The organism is Micromonospora sp. DT43, assembly GCF_049841645.1.
In the GTDB taxonomy this organism is placed as follows: domain Bacteria; phylum Actinomycetota; class Actinomycetes; order Mycobacteriales; family Micromonosporaceae; genus Micromonospora.
Map to the genome: position 1 here is coordinate 191,524 of NZ_JBNCKR010000009.1, position 24,516 is coordinate 216,039.

The window sequence follows — 24,516 nt, forward strand, 5'->3', positions numbered from 1 at the left end:
GACACGACGGCCGCCACAGGACGCCACAGGCCGCCCGCCGCGGGATCACACGACCGCGGCGGTCAGTGGAGGCTGTTGAGGGCCTTCTCGTAGCGCGGGCGGTCGGCTGCCGGGGTCTTCGCCTCGAGGTAGTTGAGCACCACCGCGCCGCGCCGGTACGACTGACCACCCCACGTCTCGGCGATGTCGCCGGCGCTTGTCTCGTCCGGGAACACGTAGACGGTGACGCCGTCGGTGGCGACGATCTCGGAGCAGCCCAGCCCCAGGCCGTCCGGTCCACAGTCCACCGAGCGGTCCTTCGGGTGTGTCACGCGCAGACCGGCGGCCCGGAACGCGTCGACCACCTGCTGAGCGCCCGGGGCGCCGGGCGGACGCGGGGGCAGCACCACCGGCGGTGGGCTGGCCGGCCGGCGCTCGACCGGGCCCTGCGGCGGCACGGCGGACGGCGGGGCCGGCGGTGCTGAACCGCCCGGCGACTGGGCGACACCGGCGGGGCTGGACGGGACGGCCGACGGCGTCGGCGCGCTCGCGAGGCCGCTCGCCGCAGGCGCGGTGACCGGGGAGGCCGACGGCGCCGCGCTGGGCTTGTCGTCACTGCCGCAGGCAGCGGTGAGGGCGACGGCGACCAGTAGGACCCCGACGGCGGGCAGGCTCCGATGTGTCACCAGGGCAGTCTGCCCGGCGACGCCGGCCGCCGGCAGTGGCCGGTCGGTCACCGCGCTGTCCCATATCCGCCACCGGCGATCGACCGCACGGCGACCGGGGCGCGTCGACGGTTAACCTGCCGGCATGGCTGTCACGCCCTGGGTCTCGTTGACCACCGACTACGGCCTCACCGACGGTTTCGTGGCCGCCTGCCACGGGGTGATCGCCCGGATCGCGCCGACCGTCCGGGTCATCGACGTGACCCATCTGGTGCCGCCTGCGGACGTCCGGCGGGGTGCCGCCGTGCTGGCGCAGACGGTGCCGTACCTGCCGTCGGGCGTTCACGTGGCGGTTGTCGACCCAGGGGTGGGCACCGCCCGGCGGGGCGTCGCGCTGGCCACCCCGGGTGGGTTGCTGGTCGGCCCGGACAACGGGCTGCTGCCGGACGCGGCCGACGCGCTCGGCGGGGTGACCGCGGCTGTGGAACTGACCGAGCCGACCTGGCTGGCGGCCCGGGTGTCCGGCACGTTCCACGGCCGGGACGTCTTCGCCCCGGTGGCGGCCCGCCTGGCCCTCGGCGTACCGCTTGCCGAGGCAGGCCCGGCAGTCGACCCGGATGGGCTGGTCCGGCTGCCGTCGCCGGTCGTGGCCCGCGACGCCGAGGGCTTCACCGCCGAGGTGCTGACAGTCGACCACTTCGGGAACGTCCAACTGGCCGCACCGGCCGAGGCGCTCGGCCCGCTCCCGGCCACCGTCCGGGTCGGCCCGCCGGGACCCGCGCCGGCCCGCGCGGCAGTGCGCGGGCGGACGTTCGGCGACGCGCCGGAGGGCGGCCTGGTGGTGTACGTCGACTCGGCCGATCTGGTGGCGGTGGCGGTGAACGGCGGCCGGGCGGTGGACGTCCTCGGGGTGTGCCCGGGCGACCTCCTGCGGGTGGCCGGGTGACATTCGACTATGGAATGCTGCCCCGGTGGGTGAACACGTAGTTCCCGTGGGCTGTCCCTGTTGCGCCTCTCGGACCGGCGGCGGGACCTGCCCGGTCTGCTTCTGGACCGACGACGGTCAGAGCGACGCCGACGCCGACGCGGTGCGCGGTGGCGCCAACGGTGACCTGAGCCTGTCGCACGCCCGGCTCAACTACGCCGTGTACGGAGCGAGCCACCCGCGTTACCAGGACATGGTGCGCCCCGCCCGCCCCGACGAGCGCCCCTGAGGGCACCCGCCGAGGCGAGTGCGCTCAGCAGACCGGCACGACGCCGCCGTAGACGGCGGAGATGTACGCGTGGCTGACGTACTGCCCGGTGGCGAGGCGGTTCCACCTGGTGGTGGTGCGGTACGGGCCGGCGACCGACTGACCGGTGACCCAGCACTGGATCGGCACGTTCGCGAAGCGGGCGGCGAGTCCACGGGCCGCGTACGACGTGCTGGGCCCGCTGCGGATGTTGAGCGGCCCGTCGCCGACGACGCCGCGCGGCCCGCCGCCGGTCCACAGGTAGGCGACGTCCACCCAGGCGTTTGTGGTGAGTCGTAGGCCGTCGATGAAGGTGCCGTCGGCGAGATCGACGCCGGCCGGGTTGAGCACCTTACGCCCGAACTGGTCCCGCCCGCCGTTGTAGCCGGACTGGTAGGCGGCCTGCGCCTCCGGCCGGCCCTGCGGCAGGTTCTTCCAGTTCTCCCGCACGGCGGACGGGTTCCAGTAGTCGTCGCGGGTGTTCCACGGCCCGACGTCCCAGACCGGGGCGTACTCGCAGCGGGCGCCAGTGGTGGTGCAGACCCGCACGGTGTAGTCACCCGTGTTGAGCGGGGAGAGGCCCCGGCGCGACGGTAGCGCCGCGAAGTGGTCGCGCGGCTGGATGGTGCGGCCGTTGGCGGTCAGTTCGCCGACCAGGCCGATGCGGGTGGCGTACACCCGGTAGGTGAGGCCGGGCGTGGCGGCGGAGACGGCTGCCGTCGCGTCGGCGGTGAGCTGGACGGCGCGTACCGTCGCGGTCGCGCCGCCGGCCCGCGCGGTCAGCACCACCCGGGTCTGCACCTGGCTGACCGGCCGGTCGAAGACCGCGCCGGCGGTCGCGGCCCGCCATTCGGTCCAGCCGCTGACCCGCCAGCCGCGGACCTGCGCCTCCACGCTGGCGCCGGCGGGGACGTCGGCGCTGATCTCGGCGCGGACCCGGGTGGCCGGTCGGGTGAGGGTGCGCGGTGCGGTCAGCAGCATGCCCTCGGCGACCGCGCTGTGCGGGCTGCGCGGGCTGCTTCCGGCCACGCGGGCCTCGCGCAGCCGCAGACCGGCGGGGGTACGTCGGACGTTGACGTCGTCGCGGTTGACGATCGAGAGGTCGGCGCTCCACAGTTCCCCGCCGGGTGCGGCGGCGGTCAGGGTGAGCGAGCCGCCGATTGCGGATGCGGTGGTCGGGGAACCGCCGATCGTGGGCACCGCGCCTGCGGCGAGCAGGAGGACGAGGGTGGCGGTGAGGGTAGCGGATGGGATACGACAATGAGGTCGCGTCATGGGCATTCTCCTCAGAACCCCCCTGACCCTTCCATGTCTGTAGATCACCGGGAACCTGACTACAAATAGCGATACATGCGAATCTTGCTCGAAAGAGAGAGGATGGCAGGGTGCCCGAAGGTGACACCGTCTGGAACACGGCCCGCGTGCTGCACCGCGCGCTCGCCGACGCACGGCTCACCGGGTGCGACTTCCGGGTGCCGCAGCTGGCCACCACCGACCTGACCGGGTGGACCGTCCGTGAGTCGGCCAGCCGGGGCAAGCACCTGCTGCTCCGCCTCGCCGCCCCGGACGAGGCGCGGTGGACGCTGCACTCGCACCTGCGGATGGACGGTGCCTGGCGGGCGTACGCACCGGGGGAACGGTGGAGCGGCAGGCCCGCGCACCTGATCCGGGTGGTGCTGCGCACCCCCGGCGCGGTGGCGGTCGGCTACCACCTGCACGAGCTGGCCCTGGTGCCGACCGCCGAGGAGGACGCCCTGGTGGGTCACCTCGGCCCGGACCTGCTCGGCCCGGACTGGGACCCGGCCGAGGCGGTCCACCGGCTCGCCGCGCACCCGGAGCAGACCATCGGCGAGGCCCTGCTCGACCAGCGCAACCTCGCCGGGGTGGGCAACCTCTACAAGTGCGAGGTGCTGTTCCTGCGGGGCGTGTCACCGTGGACGCCCGTCGGCGCGGTGCCCGACCTGCCCGGCACTGTGGCGCTCGCGCAGCGGCTGCTCGCCGCAAACCGGGGCCGCTGGACGCAGAGCACCACCGGTTCGCTGCACCGAGGTCAGACCAGCTACGTGTACGGCCGCCGCGCCCAGCCGTGCCGCCGCTGCGGCGCCGCCATCCGCAAGGAGGAGCTGGGCGAACGGGTCACCTACTGGTGCCCGGTCTGCCAGCCGGAGCAACCGGGAACTCCGCCGCCCGCCTGACGATGCCTCCGTCGACCCCTGTCGGCCCAGAAACGGACGATTGGGTAATTCCTATCCGGCCTCCGACGTCGCATGCTGCGGTTGAGTGCTCACCGCCCGTCAGCAGAGTGCCGGGGGCCGCCACGCCGGGGTGGCGATCCTCCTGCCCCAACCTCGGGGAGAGTCATGGCGATCTTCCGCAGACTCCGCTCCACCTTCTTCTACCGGCCCACTCCCGACGGCCTCGGCCGGACGGTGTCCGTCCCGTCCGCGCGTACCGCCGAGGAGGCCGCCCCCGCGGCGAGCCTGGACCCGGCCGCCGTGCCGCGCTGTTTCGGGCCGGTGCCGAACGTCGCGTACAGTCCCCGCCCGACGCGCGCCCCCGACGGCCGGCTGGTGCCGGGCACCGGGCTGCGGAAATTCGTCGACGCGCTGCCGACCCCGGGCCGGGCGGGCGGCGCCGACCTCGTCGGGCGGTTGCCGGTGGCGGTTCCCGACACGATCAGCTACCCGGGCTGCGACTACTACGAGATCGGGCTCCAGGAGTACGCGCAACGCCTGCACCGGGACCTGCCGGCCACCCGGCTGCGCGGCTACCGGCAGCTCAATCTGGGCACCGACGCGTCCGGCCACAACACGGTGGCGCCCCCGGAGCGGCCCTGGCACCTCGGCCCGATGATCCACGCCCGGCGGGGCCGGCCGGTCCGGGTGAAGTTCATCAACCAGCTCCCCACCGGCCGGGCCGGCGAACTGTTCCTGCCTGTCGACGAGACCGTCGAGGGGGCCGGCATCGGCCCGCTGGACGGCCCTGCGCCGTACCCGCAGAACCGGGCTGTGCTGCACCTGGCCGGGGCGCAGACCGGCTGGACCAGCGCGGGTAACCCCGGGCAGTGGATCACCCCGGCCGGGGAGATCACCCCGTACCCGACCGGGACGGGCCTGACGCCCGTGCCGGACATGCCGCCGCCCGGGGCCGGCGCCACCACCCTCTACTTCCCCAACGAGCAGAGCGGCCGACTGCTGTGGTTCCACGACAACACCCTCGGCCTGGCCCGGCTCACCGTCTATGGCGGGCAACTCGCGCCCTACCTGCTCACCGACCCGGTCGAGGACCAGCTCGTCGCCGACGGGGTGCTGCCGGCCGAGCAGCTGCCCCTGGTGATCGAGGACAAGACGTTCGTGCCGGACGACACCCAGCTCGCCGCCGAGGACCCGACGTGGGACCGGGAGCGGTGGGGCGCCCGGGGCAGCCTGTGGCACCCCCACGTCTACCAGCCCCGGCAGAACCCGTACCGGTCCGGTGGGCGCAACCCGACCGGCCGCTGGGACTACGGCCCCTGGTCGCGCACTCCCGCCCCGGACGGCGGCCGGATCGACGGCGGACCCACAGTGGACGGCTGGCCGTTGGCGGACCGGATCGCCGGCGGGCCGCCGCCGACCGGGCCGGGGCCGGTGCCGAACCCGCACCACGACCCCGTCGGCGCGCCCGCCGAGCCGCCGCTGCGCCCCGGGGTGCCCCACCCGTCCGCGGTGCCCGCGACGTACGGCGACACGCCGCTTGTCAACGGCGTCGCGTACCCGTACCTGGAGGTGCGCCCACGCGTGTACCGGTTCCGCATCCTCAACGCCTGCCTGGATCGCAGTCTCAACCTCCAGCTCTACCGGGCCTGCTCGGACGCGCCGATGTGGACCGAGGGCGGCGCTCTGGCCGACGCGGACGCTGGCGAGGTGCCGATGGTGCCCGCCGTACGGGCGCCGGACCGGCCCGCCTTCTGGCCGAGCGACGGGCGCGACGGCGGTGTGCCGGACCCACGGGCCGCCGGGCCGCAGTTCGTGCAGATCGGCAACGAGGCCGGGCTACTGCCCGCCCCGGTGGTGCTGCCGAACCGGCCGATCGGGTACCGCTACGACCGGCTCGACCCGACAGTGCTGAACGTGTACGGGCACACGCTGCTGCTCGCCCCGGGTGAGCGCGCCGACGTGCTCGTGGACTTCTCCACGGTGGCCCCGGGCAGCACGCTGATCCTGTACAACGACGCCCCGGCCCCGCTGCCCGGCTTCGATCCGCGCTACGACCAGCACACCGACGCACCGGACCGGACGGCCGAGGGCGGCCCGCCGCCCACCGAACCCGGGTACGGCCCGAACACCCGTACCCTGCTCCAGTTCCGGATCAGCGGCACGCCCGACCCGGCGTACGACCTGGCCCGGCTGCGGGAGCGCCTACCCGGGGCGTACGCGGCGAGCCAGCGCCCGCCGATCGTGCCGCAGCCGGCGTACGACGTGGCGTTCGGCAGCCGGACGGCGGCCGAGACGACTGTGTCGGCGCACGCCGACACGGTGACGTTCACGCCGCTGGGCGGCGCCGGCCCGGTGACCCTGCCGCTCGAGGTCAAGGCCGCACAGCAGATCTTCGAACCCGGTCACGGGCGGCTGGCCGGGCGGCTCGGGGTCGCCCACCCGCACGCCGGGCCGCTCACTCCGGCGACCCTGCCACTGGGACCGACCGACCCGGTCACCGAGGTCCTGTACGCCGCGGACCCGGCGGTACCGGTCGGCGCGCCGAGCGACGGCACCCAGCTCTGGCGGATCAGCGGCAACGTCCGGCAGACCGAGGCGCTGCACTTCGGCGGCTGCGACGTGCAGCTCGTCAACCGGGTCGGCTGGGACGGCACGCAGCGCCCCCCGCACGGGACGGAGCTGGGCTGGAAGCAGATCGTCCGGGTCAACCCCCGCGAGGACGTGGTCGTGGCGCTGCGCCCGGTCGCCCCGGCCCTGCCGTTCAAGTTGGGCGACAGCGTCCGGTTGCTCGACCCCGGCCGTCCAGCCGGTGCGCGGACCGGGTCGACCCCGGTCAGCCCGACCGACGGGCGACCCGCCGTGGTGGTCAACCAGATGGTCAACCTCGGTTGGGAGTACCGCTGGCACAGCCAGCTCGCCGGCCACCGCGACCTGGGCATGAGCCGCCCGCTGGTGCTGCGGGTGACGCCGCGGGCGCCCACCGGGCTGACCGCCACGCCGGTGCCCGGGTCGGCCACCGCGCTGCCGGCGATCGCCCTGACCTGGACCGGCAACGGTGGACGCCCGCCCGCGACCAGTCACCTGCTGCAACGGGCCACCGAAGCGACCTTCGGCGGCGACGTCACCACGATCACCGTCGCGGCCGCCGCCACCCGCTACACCGACGCGACTGTCACCCCCGGCGTGACCTACCACTACCGGATCCGGGTGGAGAACGACGTCAGCTACTCGTCCTGGTCGAACAGCGTGCCCGCCTCGGTGCACCTCGCCGCGCCGGGCGGGCTGATCGCGGCGATCCCGCCCGCCGCGCCGCTGCGGGTGGCCCTACGCTGGACGAACCGCTCCTTCGCCACGGGCATCGACGTGCAGCGGGCCACCAACCCGACCTTCACCAGCGGCCCGGGCACCACGGCGATCGGGGTCGGTGACAACCACCTGGACTCCACTGCCGCCGCGGACACCACGTACTACTACCGGGTCCGCACCACGTACCTGGGTGCCGCCTCGGCCTGGTCGACGGTGGCCGCGGCGAGCACCCCTCCCGCGCCGGGCACCCCGAGCGAGGTGACAGCCGCCGCGAGCACGCCGGGGCCGGACACCGCCACTGTGGTGCTGGGCTGGACGGCTCACACGCCCGCCGGCCCGGGGTCCGGGTTCATCGTCCAGCGGGCGCTGGACCCGGTGTTCGGCCAGGAGGTGGCGACGTTCACGGTGACCGGTCGCGGCTTCACCAACACGGGGCTGGCCCGGGGCGTCACCTACCACTACCGGATCCGGTCGTTCAACGTCGTGGGCAGCTCGCCGTACACCGGCCCGATCCCGGTCACGACCCCACCGTGACGGGCGGGGCGTCAGCGGGTGGGCGCGCGCAGGCCGGCGCTGCCGGCACGCAGCTCGGCGAGGGCCGAGGCGACCCCGTGCAGCAGGTCGGTCGCCTCGGTCAGCCGGTCGGCGGCCGGGTGGGTGGGTTCCGGGCGGGCGTCCTCGGCGAGGTAGCCGGCGGCGGCGACCACCAGCCGCTCGTAGGCCGCCACACCGCCCTCCAGCTGAGCGGTCAACGTGCGGTGAGCGTCGGCCAGCGGCGTCCGGGCGTCCGGCGGAGCGAGCCGCAGGGCCCGTTCCACGCTTGCCACCCGCTCGGCGAGGTCGCGCAACGACCGGTCGGCGGCAGCGGCCTCGAGCACGGCCGGCTCGGCCAACCCGGTGAGCCGGGGCGCCATCCCGGCCAGGGTGAGCGACGCCCGGTCCAGTCGGGCCCACTGCTGCCCGGCGGTGGTGCCGCGCAGCGCGACACGGCTGCGGACCCGGCGTACCTCGGCGAGCACCCCGGAGCCGACCGGCAGTCGCTCGACGGCCGCCACCAGCCGAGCCCGGGACCTGGCGGCGGCCTCGGCCGGATCCAGCGCCGGAGGCGCCGGGCGGGCGGCCAGCGCCCGCAGGTCGATCCAGCGCCAGGCGGCCAACGCCACCGCGCTGCCCGCGGCGCCGGCCCAGGCCGCGTCCGGCAGACCGAGGCCGGCGTACGGAGTCAGCACCGCCGCTGCGCCGCCGAGCCCACCGGCCAGTACGCTCCACCGCCGGGCGGACCGGCGCAGCCGGCCCAGCCGACGGAAGTACCGCGTCCGCTCGTCTGCCACCGTGACCTCCTCGGACCGGTCGTTCAGCCGGCGGCGGTCGGGTCGCCGGTGCCCCGTTCGCGGGCCATGCTGGCGCGCAGCTCGTCCAGCCGGGCGGCGGCGGTCGGGTCGCTGCCCGGACCCGCCTCACCCTGTGGCACCGCCGGGCGCTGGGCCGTGCCGCCGAGCTGCTCCCCCGCCATGCTGGACCGGATCTGCTCGAGCCGGGCCGAGCCCGCCGAGTCGATGGTCGCCTTCTGGATCTCCAGCATCCGACCCTCGACGGAGTTGCCTGCCAGTTCCGCGCGGCCCATCGCGTTGGCGTACCGCCGCTCGATGCGGTCACGCACCTCGTCCAGGGACGGGGTGTTGGTGGGCGCGGTCAGCGACGACATCGACTCCAGTGAGCGGGCCACCGTCTCCTGCATCTTGGCCTGCTCCAGCTGGCTGAGCAGCTTGGTGCGCTCGGCGAGCTTCTGCTGGAGGATCATCGAGTTGTTCTCGACGGCACGGCGGGCCTGCGCGGCGGCGCCGAGAGCCTGGTCGTGCAGGGTCTTCAGGTCCTCGGTGGCCTGCTCGGCCGAGACGAGCTGAGTGGCCAGGGCCTGGGCGGACTGCTCGAACCGCACCGCCTCGGCCTCGTCGCCCTTGGCGCGGGCCTGGTCGGACAGCACCAGGGCCTGCCGGGCGTTGCCCTGCAACCGCTCGACCTCGGTCATCTGCCGGGAGAGCTTCATCTCCAGCTGACGCTGGTTGCCGATCACCGCCGCAGCCTGCTGGACCAGCGCCTGGTGCTGCCGCTGGGCATCCTCGATGGCCTGCTGGATCTGCACCTTGGGATCGGCATGCTCGTCGATCTTGGCACCGAAGAGTGCCATCAGGTAGTTCCAGCCCTTGACGAACGGGTTCGCCATCTCCGCGGTATCCCCTCAGTAGCGTCGCTCCACCGCGATCGGACCGGGTTGAGCCGACCGACCGCGGACCGGCCGGTCTCCATCGTCCCAGCCGAACGCCAACTGGGCATCCGTACCGGGTGCTCGACGGGCGCCGTCGGCTCCTGCGGGCCACCCTACGCGGCCGGGGCCACCTCGCCCATGGTCAACCGGAAGGACGGCTCAGGCGGCGCAGACCACGTCCCGGTCGCGCTCGGTGGGGCGGACGCGGCTGCTGCGCAGGGTCGCGCGCAGCGGCGAGTCCTGTCGGACCGACACGGCGACCTTGCCGTCGGAGGTGACCTGACGGACGCCCCGGTTGGCGCCCTTGCGCACGGTGGCCGTCGCGCCGACGGGCGCGGCCTCGGCCGGCTCGTCCTGCATGCCGACGAGCACCCCGGCGGGCATCTGTTCGGCGAGCGCCACGGTGTCGCTCACCTCGCGCAGCAACTCGGACAGGCGGGCGCCGAGCGCGTCGCAGATCGCGGCGAGCAGCTCGCTGGACGGCTCCTTGTGCCCCCGCTCGATCTCGGAGAGGTAGCCGAGGCTGACGTTGGCGGCTGTGGACACCTCACGCAGTGTGCGCTGCTGTCCCTGCCGGCGCGCCCGCAGTGCGTCACCGATCACCCGGCGTAGCAGGACCATCGCACCTCCCCCTGAGGGATACCTCTCGCCCGGCGTCGGGCAGCCGGCCGCGGCGGACCGCGCCGGCCCCGAGCGTCGGAGCCTTCCCGCAACCGTACCCGCTGCGGGGCCCGGCGACATCCCGCCCCGCCCGTCGGTTCGCCCGGGGCGGCTCATCGGCGCCCCGCGCCGGCGGTTCCCAGGCCGTCGCGAGCGGCCTCGTCGGCGGCGTGGATCCGTTCGGTGAGCAGCCGTAACGCCTCGATGACGGCGGCCGAGCGCACGTGGTCCCGCCCGCCGTCCAGGTCGAGCTGCCGGACCTCGCCGCCCGTCGGACCGGCGACCGCGACGTAGACGAGGCCGACGGGCTTGCCGTCCTGCGGCTCCGGACCGGCGACCCCGGTGGTCGCGAGCCCCCAGTCCGCGCCGCAGCGCTGCCGACCGCCCTCGGCGAGCGCCAACGCCACGTCCGGGTCGACCGGGCCGCGCTCGGCCAGCAGATCGGCCGGTACGCCGGCAAGCGTGGCCTTCAGCTCGGTGGCGTAGACGACCAGCCCACCCCGGTAGATCCCACTGACCCCGGCGATCTCCACGATCGACGCCGAGAGCAGGCCACCGGTGAGCGACTCGACAGTGGCCAGGGTCTCGTGCCGCTGCACCAGGCTGTGCACCACGCCCGCCGCCGCACTGCCCTCCGCGTTCTCTTCCCGCTCTTCCCGCGCCATGAGCTCGTCCTTCCCCGCCCGAGGAGCCCCAACCCTCCCGGCCGAAACCGTCGATCATGAATTGTCGCCCCGACACGCCAGCCCGGACGGCAACAACGTCATGATCGCCGGGGTGGGTGGGGGTGGGGTCAGTCCCGGCGGGGACTGCGAAGGCGCAGGGCCTGGGCGATGTAGTCGAAGCCCGTCGCCACCGTGACCAGGACGGCGGCACCCATGATCCAGGGGCCGACGGCGACGAGGGCGGCCGGCATCGGCCACAGGTACCAGGCGATGGCAAGGATCTGCAAGGCAGTCTTGATCTTGCCGCCGCGGCTGGCCGCGATCACCCCGTGCCGGATCACCCAGAACCGCAGCCCGGTGATGCCCAGCTCACGGGCGAGGATCAGCGCCGTCACCCACCAGGGCAGCCGGTCGTAGAAGGACAGCAGCACCAGGGCCGCGCCGGTGAGCGCCTTGTCGGCGATCGGGTCGGCGACCTTGCCGACCGAGGTGACCAGCCCGAACCGGCGGGCAATCCAGCCGTCCACCAGGTCGGTCGCCGAGGCCACCGCGAAGATCAGGCAGGCAGCCATCCGCCAGCCCGTGTGGGTCATCCCCGACACGATCACCGACGCGGCGAAGACCGGCACCAGCACCAACCGCAGGGCGGTGAGCGCGTTGGCCGCGTTGAGCACGGGCACCCGCGCGACCACCCGGGCCGGCGTCGACTCCGTCGCCCCGGTCACCGTCTCGCTCCGCTCGGGTCGCCATGGCGTCTCCGGCACCGCACCAACTGGCTCCCCCGCTCCGTCCGGGCCCGCCGTCACCGTGCCGCGCCGGGCGCCGCCGAGATCATCTCATCCGGCACCGCGAGCAGATCCACCCCTTCGGTGCCGGTCACGGTGGCCCGCACCAGGTCACCCGGGCGCAACGCGGCCAGGTCGACGCCGCCGTCGGCAGGTGCGACAAGGGTGGTGGAACCGTCCACCTCCGGCGCCTGGTGGGCCGCCCGGCCCTCCACCACGCCGTCGACGATCGCGTCGACGAGCACCTCGACTGTCGAGCCGAGCCGGTCCTCGGCGCGCTGCGAGCAGAGCTCGTCGGCGAGGGCGCTGAGCCGGTCGTAGCGCCGTTTGATTGTCGCGGCGGAGACCTTGCCGGGCAGGCCGGCCGCCTCGGTCCCGTCCTCGTCGCTGTAGTCGAACATGCCTATCGCGTCCAGCCGCGCCTCGGTCAGGAACCGGGTCAGCTCGTCGATGTCGGCGCGGGTCTCACCGGGGAAGCCCACGATGAAGTTGCTCCGCGCGCCCGCCTCCGGGGCCAGCGCGCGGGCACTGGCCAGCAGCTCCAGGAACCGGTCGGTGGAGCCGAAACGCCGCATCCGGCGCAGCACCGGCTCGCTGGAGTGCTGGAACGACAGGTCGAAGTACGGGGCCACCCCCGGCGTGCCGGCGATCGCCTCGACCAGGCCGGGCCGGGTCTCGGCCGGCTGGAGATAGCTCACCCGCACCCGCACGATGCCGGAAACTGCGGCGAGCTGCGGCAGCAGCTTCTCCAACGCGCGCGGGTCGCCGAGGTCCTTGCCGTACGAGGTGGAGTTCTCGCTCACCAGCACCAGCTCCCGTACGCCGGTCTTGGCCAGCCACTCCGCCTCGGCGAGCAGCTCGTCAGGCGTACGCGAGACGAACGCCCCACGGAACGCGGGAATGGCACAGAACGCGCAGCGCCTGTCACAGCCGCTGGCGAGCTTCAGCGAGGCGACCGGGCCGGTGTCCAGCCGACGGCGCAGCACCTGACGCAGGTGCGCCGGGGTGTGCTCGTCGGTGTCGACGGGAGTGCGGGTCACGGTGCCGTGCCCGGGCAGGGACACGGTGGCCGACTGGCGCTGCACCGGGGTGAGCGGCAGCAGCTCGCGGCGGTCGCGGGGGGTGTGCGCGGTGATCTGCTCCCCGGCGACGACGGCGTTCAGCCGGGCGGCGATGTCCGGGTAGTCGTCGAAGCTCAGCACCGCCTGCGCCTCGGGCAGGCTGTCGGCCAGCTCCCGGCCGTACCGCTCGGCCATGCAGCCGGCGGCGACCACCTTGGCGCCGGTGCCGGCGGCGGCGAGCAGGGTCTGGATGGAGTCCTGCTTGGCCTTCTCCACGAAGCCGCAGGTGTTGACGACAACCACGTCGGCACCCTCGCCGTCGGTGGTCACCTGCCAGCCGTCGGCGTGCAGCCGGGCGGCCAGCTCCTCCGAGTCGACCTCGTTGCGGGCGCAGCCCAGGGTGAGCAGGGCGACGCGACGGCCCTCGGCGTGGTCGGAAGGAGAAGGAGAGGTGACAGACACCATCCGAGGGTACCGGGCCGCCCGGGGAAGCCCGCGCACGCGGGCTTGTCGTGCGGCCGGCCGCGCCCGTCATCCCGCTCCGCCCTGCTGCGGCGCGGGCTCGCTGGGCAGCCATTCGGTGACCTGCAACACCATGACGATCGTCCGACCGCCCTCAGCGAACGACACCATCCCTCGGAGCGACGCCCGGTACCGGGTGAGCCCGCCCGGGTAACTGACGCTGACCTGCCGCCACCTTCCTCCGTACGTCGACCAGAGCCGCTCGCGGTCGGCCACACCTAAGTTGATCAGCGAGGACGCCGTCCGGGTGAGGCCGAGCGCGCTGGCGTACGCCAGGTTGCGGTCCCCGGCCGCGACGGCGGCGGGCGGGAGGTCGCCGACGGCCTCGTGTCCGGCGAGCCAGGCGCGCAGCCCCAGCCAACGGGCGGCGGCAACACGCCCAGTCGACCGCGCGCTCGGCCACCCGGTCGTAGACCTGACGCTCGTACCGGTTGAGGTCGTCGGGGGCGCGGCCGGTGAGGTGCACCGTGGTGTTTCGGGGATCGGGTTCGGCCTGACGCAGCTTCAGATAGCCATCCGCGGCGAGGTCGAGCAGCGTGGACTCGGCGGCGTCCGCCGTCTGCCGCCACCGGTTGGCCAGCAGGTTCACCACGGCCGGTGGCTCCGGACCGGGGAATCCCCCGGCGGCGGACCCGGGGGCATGGCGGCGGGTCGGGTGGTCAGCACTGTGGTCCCGTAGGCCACCGCCCAGAAGGCCAGGCTCGCCACCGGCAGGCCGATCTCGATGAGTGGGTCGGAGAGATGCATTGCGGCGAGGTTCATCGCGCCTCATGTTCGGGTCGCTCCGCCGGCCCCGTCGCGGCGGTCGCCCCATCATGATCGATTAGCGGTGCCGCCGCGGCCGCCCGGTCGCACAGGCGACGGTCCGCTGTTCGGCCAGACCCGTCCGCGCCAACATCCCGTGTACCGGCCTAAAGCGTCGGGGCACCCACCCGGGTCAGCGCGTCGAGCAGGAAGACCTCGGTGCCAGCCAGACCGGTGGAACAGAAGACGGAGATCTGGTCCGCCGTGGTCCGGCCAGGGACCGTCCCCGCCAGGATGCCACCCAGGTCACGCAACCGATCGGCGTACGGGGGCATGGCGGCCAGCATCGGCGGCTGGTAGTCCGCCGCCTGGGCCGGCGAGTCGGTGACCAGCAGATCGGCAGTGTCCAGCAGATCGATGCCGAACTCACTACGCTCGTGCTGCTTGAAGCCGACCGCGTTGACGTGCGTGCCGGGGCTCAGGTCGGCGGCGCAGAGGACCGGGGTCGGACTGGTGGTGGCGAGCACCACCAGGTCCCGCCCGGCGACCGCCGCGCCCGGGTCGGCGGCCGCGCGGGCCGGCACGCCCAGTTCGCTGCGGACCCGGGCGGCGAAGGCGTCCCGCCGGGCGGCCGAGCGGCTGTGCACCACCACCTCACGCAGCGGGCGGACGGCCGAGGCGGCCCAGACCTGGGTCCACGCCTGCCGGCCGGAGCCGATCACCGCGAGGGTCGCCGCGTCCGGCCGGGCCAGCGCGTCGACGGCGACGCCTCCCAACCCTCCGGTACGCCGGGAGCCCAGCTCCTCGCCGACCGCGACCGCCCGGATCGCCCCGGTACGGGCGTCGTGCAACACGACCAGCTGCTCGCCCTGCGGGTGGCCGAACGTGTCGTACGAGCGGAAGCCGTACCACTCGCCGACCAGGTGCCCGGCGGTGAGCACCATCCGCCCACCGGCCAACGGGGCGGCGGCCCGGGGTGGGGCGACCAGCCGCCCGTCGTACGCGGCCAGCAGGGCGTCGCGCATGGCGTCGACAGTGGTGGCGGCGTCCAGGACGGCGGCGACCTCGGGGTCGGCGTAGAGCATGGTCATGCTGGCGATACTGCAAGTTGAAGTCAGGTAGAGGTCAACCGACCGTGGCGGTGGTCACCGCCCCGCCGCCGAGGTCGGTGCTAGCGTCGGCACCGGTGGCCGGATGCTCGTGGCCGCTCCGGACGAGTGGTGGGCGTACCCGGTCAGGCCAAGACGCCCCGCGTGACGTGCAGACTCGACTCGTCCCGGCGCGGCAGCCCCGGGCACTTCCGGTGAGGTGAACGATGGCCTGGCTCGTACTGGTGATCTCTGGACTGCTCGAGACGGCCTGGGCGATCGCCCTGGACCGCAGCGCCGGCTTCAGTCGGCTGGTTCCGTCCCTGGTGTTCGTGCTGGCCCTGGTGCTGAGCATGGGCGGGCTGGCGTACGCGCTGCGCGACATCCCGGTCGGCACCGGGTACGCGGTCTGGGTCGGCATCGGCGCGGTGGGCACCGCGCTGGTCGGGATGCTGGCGCTCGGCGAGTCGACGAGCCTGCCCCGGATCCTCTGCCTGTTGCTGGTGGTCGCCGGCGTGGTCGGGCTGAAGATCTTCCACTGAAGAGGGACGCGTGACAGGCGCCCACAGTGGGTAGTGATCGGTCCGTCACCACAGGCTCTCACACCGGAGGAAGACATGGCCGACGTCCCCGGCACCGCCCGCCAGCGCACAAGCGCCGCCCGGATCCTCACCATCGTGGGCTTCGTGTTCGCGGTGCTCGCGCTGCTGCTCAACCCGATCATCTTCGGTGTGCTCGGCGTGATCGCCGGCGTCGTCGGCGCCGTCCTGGGCGACAAGCCACTGGGCTGGTACGCCGCCGTGGCCAGCGTCGTCGCCGCGATCATCAGCCTGGTGATCATCGGCGCGCTGATCAACAACTGAGCGCTCTTCTTCCACGGGCCCGCCGGCTTCCGGCGGGCCCGTCGCGTACTCCGCGTCGGTCGTGCCCCGCCCGGTCAGTCCACGTCGCCGCGCAGGCCGGACAGGACGTCGTCCAACTCGTCCGGCTTAACCAGCACGTCACGCGCCTTCGACCCCTCCGACGGCCCGACCACACCACGGGTCTCCATGAGGTCCATGAGACGGCCCGCCTTCGCGAAACCGACCCGCAGCTTGCGCTGGAGCATCGAGGTGGAGCCGAACTGTGAGGTGACCACCAGCTCCACCGCCTGCACCAGCAGGTCGAGGTCGTCGCCGATGTCCTCGTCGATCTTCTTCTTGTTGTCCTGCGCGGGGGCCAGCACGTCCTTGCGGAACTCAGGCTCCCGCTGGTCCTTGCAGAACTTCACCACGTCGGCGATCTCGCGCTCGGTCACCCAGGCGCCCTGGATCCGGACCGGCTTCGAGGCGCCCATCGGCAGGAAGAGACCGTCGCCGCGGCCGAGCAGCTTCTCCGCGCCGGGCTGGTCCAGGATGACCCGCGAGTCCGCGAGGGACGAGGTGGCGAACGCCAGCCGAGACGGCACGTTCGCCTTGATCAGGCCGGTCACCACGTCGACCGAGGGGCGCTGGGTGGCCAGTACCAGGTGGATGCCGGCGGCACGGGCGAGCTGGGTGATCCGGACGACCGAGTCCTCCACGTCGCGCGGCGCCACCATCATGAGGTCCGCCAGCTCGTCCACGATCACCAGCAGGTACGGGTACGGGCGCATCTCCCGTTCGCTGCCCGGCGGCGCCTTGATCTCGCCGTTGCGGACCTTGCGGTTGAAGTCGTCGATGTGCCGGACCCCGTTGGCGGCGAGGTCGTCGTAGCGCATGTCCATCTCGCGCACGACCCAGTCCAGCGAGTCGGCCGCCTTCTTGGCGTTTGTGACGATCGGGGTGACCAGGTGCGGGATGCCCTCGTAGCCGGTCATCTCGACCCGCTTCGGGTCGATCAGCAGCAGCCGCACCTCGTCCGGGGTGGCCCGGGTGAGGACGGACACCAGCAGGGTGTTGAGGCAGCTCGATTTACCGGCGCCGGTGGCCCCTGCTATGAGGATGTGCGGCATCTTCGCGAGGTTGGCCACCACGTAGCCGCCCTCGATGTCCTTGCCGAGCGCCACCACCATCGGGTGGTGGTCGCTCGTCGCCGCCCGCGAGCGCAGCACGTCGCCGAGCGCCACGTTCTCCGGGTCGGTGTTCGGGATCTCCACGCCGACCGCGCTCTTGCCCGGGATCGGGCTGAGGATCCGCACGTCAGGTGACTTCACGGCGTACGCGATGTTGCGGGAGAGCTGGGTGATCCGCTCGACCTTGACCCCGTGCCCCAGCTCCACCTCGTAGCGGGTGACCGTCGGGCCACGGGTGAAGCCGGTGACGGCGGCGTCCACGTCGAACTGGTCGAAGACGCCTGTCAGCGCGGCGATCACCTCGTCGTTGGCCTTGCTGCGGGTCTTCGCGGCCGCGCCGGCGCTGAGCATGTTCGCCGGCGGCAGGGTGTAGTCGCCGGACATGCCTGTCAACGCGAGCTGCTCGGCGCGGGTGGGGGCGGGCGAGTGCTCCGGCGGCTCGGCCGGCTTGCGGCTGGCCGGCACCTTCGCCGGGGCCTTGCGCGGCAGGACCATCGTCTCCTGGAGGTCGGCGCCCTCCAGGTCGTCGAAGTCGTCCGGGTCCAGTGGTGGGGGCATCCGCTTCGCCGGCCGCTTGCGGGCCGGTCGGTTGAGGACCGTCTCGTCGGTCTCTTCGCCGACGACCGCCTCCGGTGTCGCCACCAGGCTTCCGGCGAGCAGGCCCAGCCGCTCGGGGATCTTGTTGATCGGCGTCGCGGTCACCACGAGCAGGCCGAAGAGCAGCAGCAGGATCAGCAACGGTACGGCCACCCACGCGGTGACGGCCCGCTCCAGCAACCCGCCCACACCGGCGCCGACCAGGCCACCGGCGTAGTCACGCTGCACCGTGTCCGTCGGGTCCTGACCGATCTGGAGCAGCGCGGCGGTCGACACCAGCAGCGAGCCCCACCCGATCAACCCGCGACCCCGGTGCTCCGGATCGGCCGGCTGGCGCATCAGCCGCCAGGCGCCGATCATCAGCAGCACCGGCACCACCACGGAGATCGCGCCCAGGAACAGCCGGATCGTGTCGGCCAGACGCGCGCCCACCGGGCCCGCTCCGGAGAACCAGAGCGCGACGGCGCTGAGCAGGGCCAGCCCGAACAGCAGCAACCCGCCGCCGTCGCGACGGTGCTCGGGGTCGAGGTCGCGGGCGGAGGCTGCCTGTCGACCGGCGGCCCGCACCGCCCAACCCATCCCGTGGGCCAGCCCCATCCACAGTGCGCCGACCGCGCGGCCAACGTAGACGGCAGGCCCCGGACGGGCGGGTGAGGTGCGTCGGCGTACGGGTGCCCGGGTCTTCTTCGCCGGTTGACGGGCACGGCTGTTGGTGCCACCGCGCGGCGACGCGCCGCGTCGCCGGCTCGCCTGAGAGGTACGGCCCGCCATAGAGTCACGGTAACGGTGGGGGCGGGCAGATCCCCGCTTTTCCGGGTCGTGTCCGCGCGTCGCAACACGGACCCCGCCGCCGGTCGTGATATCCGCCTCAGAAGGGATGCCCGATGGCGTCGCCGAGACTCGAGGACGATCCGCTGGCCGGGCACCCCGACAGGTTGCGCCCGCTGACCGGCGAGCTGGTCGCCGCGGTGCTCGCCGCGCGTGGCCGGCGGGTCGGCCGCGCCGTGGACGGTGACCTCGTGGGCCGCTTCGACGACAACCTGATCTGGTTCCTGCGTCTCGGCGCCGCCGGCGAGGTGCTCCAGGTCCGCACGATGGTCGCGCCCGCCTTCGGGATCGAGCAGGTGCCCGCCCTGTACGCCTTCTGCAACGCGTGGAACCACGACCGGCTCTGGCCGAAGGCGTTCGTGCACGTCGACGACGGCGGTCAGGCCCGGATCTACGGTGAGGTGATCACCGACCTGGAACGCGGGGTCACACCGCACCAGCTCGACCAACTGCTCGACTGTGGCATCACGGCCGGCTGCCAGCTCGCCGTCGCCGTCGGCCGGCTGCCCGGCGCGGTGTCGGCGTGACCGGCCGCGAGGAGGCGACGGGCAGCCGCACCGACCGGGTCGAGGCACCCTCCGACGGCCGGACCGCAGGTCACCGGGTCGCCGCGCTGGTGGCCGCACTCGCCGACGCCCGGGACCTGCCGGACGGGTCCGGTCGGCTGGTCGCCCTCGAACGCGTCGCCGAGCGGGCCGACGCCGCCGAGGACGTCCGGTCCGGGTTGGACGCCCGGTTCGCCCTGATCGAGGCGTACCTGCTGCACGGCGAGCGGTGGCGGCTGATCGAACCGCTGCGACGTTGCCTGGCCGCCGCCGACAGGTGGCCCGGGCTGCTCACCGACGCCGAGGCCGAGCTGCTGCCGCGCTACCAGCGGTACGCGGTGGAGGCGCTGCTCGGCACTCCCCGGGTCGGGCTGGACCAGACCCGACTTCTGCTTGACGACCTGGCCCACCGGGTGGGGGCCGACGCGCCGACGGTCGCCGAGCTGCGCTGCCGGATCGCCGACCACCTCGGCGACGAGCCCACCGCCCGCCACTTCTTCCAGGGGTGGGCGGGCACGCGTTCCGGGCCGGCCGGTGGGTGCCCGGGCTGCGCCCCGGCCCGGCGCGCGGAGCTGCTCGCCGGCTGGGGTGAGTGGCAGGCCGCCCGCACCGAGCTGGAGGCGTCCGGCACCGAGGCTCAGGAGTGCACCGACCAGCCCGAGCGGGCGCTTGTCGCCGGGCTGCTGCCGCTGTTGCGGGTCGGTGAGCCCGAGCAGGCCGCGGCGGCGCACGTGCGGGCGTACCTGCGGCACCGGCGCGAGCGTTCCGCCTTCCCGTACCTCTCCACGCACCTGCGGTTCTGCGCGCTCGGCGGGCACCTGGACCGCGGGCTGGCCGTCCTGACCGAGCAGTTGCCCCGACTGGACCGGCCCACCGACGACCTCGCCGCGATGGAGTTCGCCGCCGCCGGGGCGCTGGTCTGCGCGCTGGCCGACGAGGCGGGCCTGGGTGACCGGACGGTGCACCGCCCGGCGTACGGCGAGCGCCCGGCCGCCGAGCTGGACGTGACCACCCTCGGTTCGCTGCTGCTCGGCATCTCCACCGACCTGGCGGGCAGCTTCGACGCCCGCAACGGCACCGGTCACCAGTCCGGTCGGATGGCGGCCTGGCTGGCCGAGCGCCCATCCGCGGCGACAGTGCCGCTGCCCGCGCCCGCCGAGGACAACCCCGACGACGAGCCCGGCGCGGTCGAGCCGGGCGCCGCGAACGCCGGCACCGAGCCCGGCGCCGAGGCGGACGCTGCCTCCGAGCGGGAGGTCATGGCACTCACCACCGACATGATCACGTCGACGTTGGACCGGCGCGGCGACAGGTACCTGGTCGACGACGGCGGCACCGTGGTCGGTCGGTGGGGTGCTGCGGTGATCCAGTTCCGTCGGGCCGGCGAACGCGGCGAGGTGCTGCACACCCGGGCGATGGCCGCCCGCCGGCTGCCGACGGCGCGCCGCGCCGAGGCGTACGCCTTCTGCAACGCCTGGAACCACGACCGGCTGCTGCCCAAGGCGTACGCCCACGACCTCGACACGGAGATCGTGCTCGCCGGGGACGTGGCGACCGACCTGACCCACGGGGTGGCACCGGCGCAACTGCTGGTGCTTGTGGACGCCGCGATCGCCACCGGGGTCGCGTACGCCGAAGCGGTGGCCGACCTGCCCTGACCGCGAAGCGGCCCGACCTGCCCTGACCGCCCGGTGGTGGACACGGCGACGCCGGTCCACCCGAGCGGGTGGACCGGCGTCAGCGCGACGTGCTCAGACCTCGACGACTGTGGGCACGATCATCGGCCGACGACGGTACTTGTCGTTGACCCACCGCCCCACGGTCCGCCGGACGATCTGCTGAAGCTGGTGCGGGTCGGTGATGCCGTCCGCCGCGGCCCGGTTGAGCGCCTCGGTGACCAGCGGGACCACCGGGTTGAACGCCTCCGGGTCCTCGGAGAAGCCCTTCGCGGACAACGTCGGGCCGGCGACGACCTTGCCGGTGACCGAGTCGACGACCACTGTGGTGGCGATGAAACCGCCGTCGCCGAGGATCCGCCGCTCGGTGAGCAGCGACTCGCTGACGTCGCCGACGGCGAGACCGTCGACGTAGACGTACCGGCTCTTCACGTGCCCCACCACGCTGGCGCGGCCCTCGACGAGGTCGACGACGTCGCCGTCCTCGCAGAGCACCACCCGGTCGGCGGCGACCCCGGACTCGATGCCGAGTCGGGCGTGGGCGCGCAGGTGCCGCCACTCCCCGTGTACGGGCATCAGGTTGCTGGGCCGGACCACGTTGAGCAGGTAGAGCAGTTCGCCGGCCGGGGCGTGTCCGGAGACGTGCACCTTCGCGACGTCCTTGTGGACGACCACCGCGCCGGCCCGGGCGAGCCGGTTGATGACCCGGTACACCGAGGTCTCGTTGCCCGGCACCAGCGAGGACGCGAGGACGACTGTGTCACCGGGGGCGATGGTGATGTGCCGGTGGTCGCCGCTGGCCATCCGGCCCAGGGCGCTCATCGGCTCACCCTGGGAACCGGTGGACATCAGCACGATCTCATCCGGCGGCAGCGTGGTCGCCTCGTCGATGCTGATGACCAGGCCGGCCGGGATGTTGAGCAGGCCGAGGTCCCGGGCGATGCCCATGTTGCGGACCATCGACCGGCCGATCAGCGCGACCTTGCGGCCGTGCTCGGCGGCGGAGTCGAACACCTGCTGCACCCGGTGCACGTGTGAGGCGAACGAGGCCACGATGATCCGGCCCTTGGCCTTCGCGAAGATCGAGTCGAGCACCGGCCCGATCTCCCGCTCCGGGGTGACGAAGCCGGGGATCTCCGCGTTTGTGGAGTCGGACAGCAGCAGGTCGACGCCCTCGGCACCGAGCCGGGCGAAACCGGCGAGGTCGGTGATCCGGCCGTCCAGCGGAAGCTGGTCCATCTTGAAGTCGCCGGTGTGCAGCACCAGGCCGGCGGGGGTACGGATGGCCACCGCGAGCGCGTCCGGGATGGAGTGGTTGACAGCGAAGAACTCGCACTCGAACGGGCCGAGCCGCTCCCGGCCGCCCTCCCGCACGGTGAGCGTGTACGGCTGGATCCGCCGCTCGGCCAGCTTCGCCTCGACCAGAGCGAGGGTGAACTGTGAGCCGACCAGCGGGATGTCGGGCTTGTGGGCGAGCAGGTACGGCACCGCGCCGATGTGGTCCTCGTGACCGTGGGTCAGCACGATCGCCTGGACGTCGGCCAGCCGGTCCAGGATCGGACCGAAGTCGGGCAGGATCAGATCCACACCCGGCTGCTCGACGTCGGGGAACAGAACCCCGCAGTCGACGATCAGCAACTTGCCGTCGTATTCGAAGACGGTCATGTTCCGACCGATGGCGCCGAGCCCGCCGAGCGGGATGATCCGCAGGCCACCTTCCGGCAGCGGCGGGGGTAGCTCCGCCTCGATGTGCGCCTCGGTCACGCGTCCACCTCATTCTGCGACGCCGTCACTCGGCGCCCATCGTGTCGTTCGATCATTCGGGCAGCTCCAGGCCCGCTGCCGCGAAGTCCGCGCGCAGCTGGGCGATCTCGTCGTCGGTGGCGTCCACGAGCGGGGGTCGCACCGGGCCGGCCGGCAGGCCAAGCGACGCCAGGCCCGCCTTCACCAGGATGGTGCCCTGCGTGCGGAAGATGCCGGTGAACAGCGGCAGCAGCCGCCGGTGCAGGGCAAGCGCGGCCGGCATGTCCCCCGCGTCGTACGCCTCGATCATTTCTGCGGTCAGCGCCCCGGTGAAGTGCGTCGAGGTGCCGACCACGCCCACGCATCCGACGGCCAGCGCCGGCAGGGTGAGCGCGTCCTCGCCGCTGTAGAAGGCGAGGCCGGTCCGGCTGGTCACCCAACTGGTGGCGGTCAGGTCGCCCTTGGCGTCCTTGACCGCGACGATCCGGCCATGGTCGGCGAGCCGGACCAGCGTCTCGGTGTCGATCGGCACGCCGGAGCGGTGCGGGATGTCGTACAGCATCACCGGCAGTCCGCTGGCGTCGGCGACGGCGGTGAAGTGTCGCAGCAGACCGCTCTGCGGCGGCTTGTTGTAGTACGGGGTGACCACGAGCAGCCCGTGCGCGCCGGCCTTCTCGGCGGCGGCGGCCAGCTCGATGGTGTGCCGGGTGTCGTTGGTGCCGACCCCGGCGACGACCCTGGCCCGGTCTCCGACGGCCTCCACCACCGCCCGGATCAGGCGTTCCTTCTCCGCGTCGGTGGTGGTCGGCGACTCGCCGGTGGTGCCGTTGACCACCAGCGCGTCGTTGCCCTGCTCGTCGACCAGGTGGCTCGCCAGCCGGGCGGCACCGTCGAGGTCGAGCGTGCCGTCAGGGGTGAACGGGCTCACCATGGCCGTGAGCACCCGGCCGAAGGGGCGGGACACCGGTCGGGCCGCGGTGTCGGGGTGGTCGTGCGTCATACCCTCCAACCTAGCGGACGACCAGCCGGAGCCCGCCGGGGAAGGGCTCAGGACGCCTCGTGCGGGCTGGCCGCCACCTCGGTGCCGTCCGGCAGCGTGGAGATCACGAAGTCGGCGAAGACGTTCGGCGCCACCGTCTGGAGCTGGCGCAGGCACTCCACGGCCAGCTCACGGATCTCCACGTCGGCGTGCTCGGTGGCCCGCATCGCGATGAAGTGCCGCCACGCCCGGTAGTTGCCGGTGACCACGATCCGGGTCTCGGTCGCGTTCGGCAGCACCGCGCGGGCGGCCTGTCGGGCCTGCTTGCGGCGCAACGTCGGGTTCGGCTCGTCGGAGAAGCGCTGCTCAAGGCCCTCCAACAACTCGGTGTACGCCCGAACGCTCGCCTCGGCGGCCTCGACGAACTTCTTGTGCAGCTCGGGGTCGTCGGCGATGACCGCCGGCTCGACCATGGCCGCGTCCCGCTCGGGGACGTAGCGCTGCGAGAGCTGGGAGTACGAGAAGTGCCGGTGCCGGATCAGCTCGTGGGTGAAGGAGCGGGAGACCCCGGTGAAGTAGAAGGTCACCGAGCCGTGCTCCAGCACGCTCAGGTGGCCGACGTCGAGGATGTGCGCGAGGTAGCCGGCGTTGGTGGCGGTGGCCGGGTTCGGCTTCTTCCACGACTGGTAGCAGGCCCGTCCGGCGAACTCGGCGAGCGCCTGGCCACCCTCGGCGTCGGTCGACCACGGCACGTCGTCCGGGGCCGCGAACTGGGTCCACGCGATCAACTTGACCTGGGGCTGCACCATCTCCGGCATTCCTGGGACTGTAGTGGCCGACGGCTGCGCGCCCAACTCGGGCGCGCCCCGTGCAATGTCGATCACTCGCGCGTCATGACCGGGCCCCGGGACCAAGGGTCCTGGCCGCGTCCTTTGGAGCTGATGTCGT

General features: G+C 73.4%; 23 protein-coding genes and 1 riboswitch. Of the genes, 8 read left to right on the forward strand and 15 right to left on the reverse strand.

The features are described 5' to 3' along the window. Window positions 1–62: 62 nt before the first annotated feature. Window positions 63–665 carry a hypothetical protein gene (locus ACLQ26_RS21910; RefSeq protein ID WP_425746189.1) on the reverse strand — a complete coding sequence of 201 codons (603 nt, stop codon included), beginning with the start codon at window positions 663–665 and terminating at the stop codon, window positions 63–65. A 124-nt stretch (window positions 666–789) separates the two neighbouring features. Between ACLQ26_RS21910 and ACLQ26_RS21915 the strand changes: the two genes are divergently transcribed. Together ACLQ26_RS21915 and ACLQ26_RS21920 are read left to right on the forward strand one after the other, a co-directional pair. Then, window positions 790–1,590: an SAM hydrolase/SAM-dependent halogenase family protein gene (locus ACLQ26_RS21915; RefSeq protein WP_425746190.1), complete on the forward strand. Its 801-nt coding sequence runs from the start codon at window positions 790–792 to the stop codon at window positions 1,588–1,590. Window positions 1,591–1,615: 25 nt separating this feature from the next. Continuing rightward, window positions 1,616–1,858, forward strand: a complete 243-nt coding sequence (locus tag ACLQ26_RS21920; protein ID WP_039905669.1) for a CPCC family cysteine-rich protein — start codon at window positions 1,616–1,618, stop codon at window positions 1,856–1,858. A gap of 24 nt (window positions 1,859–1,882) precedes the next feature. On the opposite strand, the gene ACLQ26_RS21925 is transcribed toward ACLQ26_RS21920, so the two are convergent. Continuing rightward, window positions 1,883–3,151 carry a hypothetical protein gene (locus ACLQ26_RS21925; RefSeq protein ID WP_425746191.1) on the reverse strand — a complete coding sequence of 423 codons (1,269 nt, stop codon included), beginning with the start codon at window positions 3,149–3,151 and terminating at the stop codon, window positions 1,883–1,885. A gap of 110 nt (window positions 3,152–3,261) precedes the next feature. On the opposite strand from ACLQ26_RS21925, the gene ACLQ26_RS21930 reads away from it, so the two are divergent. Together ACLQ26_RS21930 and ACLQ26_RS21935 are read left to right on the forward strand one after the other, a co-directional pair. Beyond that, window positions 3,262–4,071 (forward strand): DNA-formamidopyrimidine glycosylase family protein, encoded by an 810-nt coding sequence (locus ACLQ26_RS21930; protein ID WP_425746192.1) that lies wholly within the window; start codon window positions 3,262–3,264, stop codon window positions 4,069–4,071. 165 nt (window positions 4,072–4,236) lie between these two features. Beyond that, the gene (locus tag ACLQ26_RS21935; protein WP_425746193.1) at window positions 4,237–7,911 is read left to right on the forward strand and encodes a hypothetical protein; all 3,675 of its coding nucleotides are present in this window, start codon (window positions 4,237–4,239) and stop codon (window positions 7,909–7,911) included. Between the two features lie 11 nt (window positions 7,912–7,922). Here the strand turns inward: ACLQ26_RS21935 and pspM are convergent, their stop codons facing one another. The 9 genes from pspM to ACLQ26_RS21980 all read right to left on the reverse strand — a co-directional run bounded on the left by pspM (window position 7,923) and on the right by ACLQ26_RS21980 (window position 15,171). Continuing rightward, window positions 7,923–8,708, reverse strand: coding sequence for a phage shock envelope stress response protein PspM (gene pspM / locus ACLQ26_RS21940; RefSeq protein ID WP_363688991.1), 786 nt, complete (start codon window positions 8,706–8,708; stop codon window positions 7,923–7,925). 23 nt (window positions 8,709–8,731) lie between these two features. Beyond that, window positions 8,732–9,601, reverse strand: coding sequence for a PspA/IM30 family protein (locus ACLQ26_RS21945; protein ID WP_425746194.1), 870 nt, complete (start codon window positions 9,599–9,601; stop codon window positions 8,732–8,734). A 201-nt stretch (window positions 9,602–9,802) separates the two neighbouring features. Continuing rightward, on the reverse strand, window positions 9,803–10,264 hold the full coding sequence (locus ACLQ26_RS21950; protein WP_425746195.1) for a helix-turn-helix domain-containing protein: 462 nt from the start codon (window positions 10,262–10,264) through the stop codon (window positions 9,803–9,805). Window positions 10,265–10,416: 152 nt separating this feature from the next. Beyond that, a complete protein-coding gene (locus ACLQ26_RS21955) occupies window positions 10,417–10,968 on the reverse strand; it encodes a CinA family protein (protein ID WP_425746196.1) in 552 nt (183 codons plus the stop codon). A 128-nt stretch (window positions 10,969–11,096) separates the two neighbouring features. Further along, window positions 11,097–11,693, reverse strand: a complete 597-nt coding sequence (gene pgsA, locus ACLQ26_RS21960) for a CDP-diacylglycerol--glycerol-3-phosphate 3-phosphatidyltransferase (RefSeq protein WP_425746197.1) — start codon at window positions 11,691–11,693, stop codon at window positions 11,097–11,099. 77 nt (window positions 11,694–11,770) lie between these two features. Continuing rightward, a complete protein-coding gene (rimO, locus tag ACLQ26_RS21965; protein WP_425746198.1) occupies window positions 11,771–13,279 on the reverse strand; it encodes a 30S ribosomal protein S12 methylthiotransferase RimO in 1,509 nt (502 codons plus the stop codon). Window positions 13,280–13,345: 66 nt separating this feature from the next. Further along, the gene (locus tag ACLQ26_RS21970; protein WP_425746199.1) at window positions 13,346–13,552 is read right to left on the reverse strand and encodes a hypothetical protein; all 207 of its coding nucleotides are present in this window, start codon (window positions 13,550–13,552) and stop codon (window positions 13,346–13,348) included. Window positions 13,553–13,921: 369 nt separating this feature from the next. Beyond that, window positions 13,922–14,083: a hypothetical protein gene (locus ACLQ26_RS21975; protein WP_425746200.1), complete on the reverse strand. Its 162-nt coding sequence runs from the start codon at window positions 14,081–14,083 to the stop codon at window positions 13,922–13,924. Between the two features lie 164 nt (window positions 14,084–14,247). After that, window positions 14,248–15,171 (reverse strand): ornithine cyclodeaminase family protein, encoded by a 924-nt coding sequence (locus ACLQ26_RS21980; RefSeq protein WP_425746201.1) that lies wholly within the window; start codon window positions 15,169–15,171, stop codon window positions 14,248–14,250. Between the two features lie 92 nt (window positions 15,172–15,263). Further along, a riboswitch (guanidine-III (ykkC-III) riboswitch) is annotated at window positions 15,264–15,334 on the forward strand. Between the two features lie 61 nt (window positions 15,335–15,395). On the opposite strand from ACLQ26_RS21980, the gene ACLQ26_RS21985 reads away from it, so the two are divergent. Both ACLQ26_RS21985 and ACLQ26_RS21990 read left to right on the forward strand, forming a co-directional pair. After that, window positions 15,396–15,710 carry a DMT family transporter gene (locus tag ACLQ26_RS21985; protein WP_425746202.1) on the forward strand — a complete coding sequence of 105 codons (315 nt, stop codon included), beginning with the start codon at window positions 15,396–15,398 and terminating at the stop codon, window positions 15,708–15,710. 75 nt (window positions 15,711–15,785) lie between these two features. Further along, window positions 15,786–16,031 carry a hypothetical protein gene (locus ACLQ26_RS21990; protein WP_363688977.1) on the forward strand — a complete coding sequence of 82 codons (246 nt, stop codon included), beginning with the start codon at window positions 15,786–15,788 and terminating at the stop codon, window positions 16,029–16,031. 74 nt (window positions 16,032–16,105) lie between these two features. Here the strand turns inward: ACLQ26_RS21990 and ACLQ26_RS21995 are convergent, their stop codons facing one another. Beyond that, a complete protein-coding gene (locus tag ACLQ26_RS21995; protein ID WP_425746203.1) occupies window positions 16,106–18,568 on the reverse strand; it encodes a DNA translocase FtsK in 2,463 nt (820 codons plus the stop codon). Window positions 18,569–18,681: 113 nt separating this feature from the next. Between ACLQ26_RS21995 and ACLQ26_RS22000 the strand changes: the two genes are divergently transcribed. Together ACLQ26_RS22000 and ACLQ26_RS22005 are read left to right on the forward strand one after the other, a co-directional pair. Then, a complete protein-coding gene (locus tag ACLQ26_RS22000) occupies window positions 18,682–19,152 on the forward strand; it encodes a YbjN domain-containing protein (RefSeq protein WP_425746204.1) in 471 nt (156 codons plus the stop codon). Between the two features lie 86 nt (window positions 19,153–19,238). Beyond that, window positions 19,239–20,828, forward strand: coding sequence for a YbjN domain-containing protein (locus ACLQ26_RS22005; protein ID WP_425746261.1), 1,590 nt, complete (start codon window positions 19,239–19,241; stop codon window positions 20,826–20,828). A gap of 93 nt (window positions 20,829–20,921) precedes the next feature. Here the strand turns inward: ACLQ26_RS22005 and ACLQ26_RS22010 are convergent, their stop codons facing one another. From ACLQ26_RS22010 to thyX, 3 genes are read right to left on the reverse strand one after another with little or no spacing between them, the layout of a single operon-like run. Continuing rightward, the gene (locus ACLQ26_RS22010; protein ID WP_091400429.1) at window positions 20,922–22,610 is read right to left on the reverse strand and encodes a ribonuclease J; all 1,689 of its coding nucleotides are present in this window, start codon (window positions 22,608–22,610) and stop codon (window positions 20,922–20,924) included. 52 nt (window positions 22,611–22,662) lie between these two features. Beyond that, entirely contained in the window at window positions 22,663–23,589 is a 927-nt protein-coding gene (gene dapA, locus ACLQ26_RS22015; RefSeq protein WP_425746205.1) for a 4-hydroxy-tetrahydrodipicolinate synthase, read from the reverse strand. A 47-nt stretch (window positions 23,590–23,636) separates the two neighbouring features. After that, window positions 23,637–24,377 carry an FAD-dependent thymidylate synthase gene (gene thyX, locus ACLQ26_RS22020; protein ID WP_425746262.1) on the reverse strand — a complete coding sequence of 247 codons (741 nt, stop codon included), beginning with the start codon at window positions 24,375–24,377 and terminating at the stop codon, window positions 23,637–23,639. Window positions 24,378–24,516: the final 139 nt, after the last annotated feature.